This window comes from Delftia sp. WSY_10, assembly GCF_043104705.1.
GTDB classification, from domain to species: domain Bacteria; phylum Pseudomonadota; class Gammaproteobacteria; order Burkholderiales; family Burkholderiaceae_C; genus Comamonas; species Comamonas tsuruhatensis.
Map to the genome: position 1 here is coordinate 1 of NZ_JBICKY010000022.1, position 746 is coordinate 746.

At 66.5% G+C, this 746-nt stretch carries 1 protein-coding gene; it reads right to left on the bottom strand.

Features of this window, described 5'->3' with window-relative positions; genetic code table 11:
* The coding region (locus ACF8ML_RS12195) for a class III extradiol dioxygenase subunit beta (RefSeq protein WP_392407133.1) at window positions 1-746 on the bottom strand (746 nt) is incomplete at both ends.

Consider the following 746-nt stretch of genomic DNA (forward strand, 5'->3'; position numbering starts at 1 on the left):
CGCGCGATCAGCCACATCACCAGCTCGATGCCTTCGGAGCCGGCCTCGCGCACGTAGTCGATATGCGGCATCTTGGCCAGGCCGGCAGGGTTCTCGATCAGCAGGTCCAGGAAGCGGTTGTCCCACTCCTTGTTGATCAGGCCCGCACGCGCGCCCTGCAGCTGGTGGCTCATGCCGCCCGTGCCCCAGATCTGCACGTTCAGGTCTTCGTCGAAGCTTTCCACGGCGCGGCGGATGGCACGGCCCAGGTTGAAGCAGCGCTGGCCCGACGGCACGGGGTACTGCACCACGTTGACGGCAAACGGAATCACCGGGCAGGGCCAGGCGCCCGTGCGCGCGTCCTGCTCGCCGCACATCAGCGACAGCGGCACGGTCAGGCCGTGGTCCACGTCCATCTTGTTGACGATGGTCAGGTCGAAGTCCTGCTGGATCACCGACTGCGCAATGTGGCTGGCCAGCTCCGGATGGCCGACGACCTTGGGCACGGGGCGCGGGCCCCAGCCTTCGTCGGCGGGCTGGTATTCGGCGGCCGTGCCGATGGCAAACGTCGGGATGAAGTCCAGGCTGAACGCGGTCGCGTGGTCGTTGTAGACCAGGAAGATCACGTCGGGCTTGTTGTCCTTGAGCCATTGGCGCGAGTGCTCGAAGCCCTTGAACAGCGGCTGCCAATAGGGGTCGCCCACCTTGCCCAGGTCCATGGCCGCGCCGATGGCGGGCACATGCGAGGTGTAGACGGATGCGGTGAT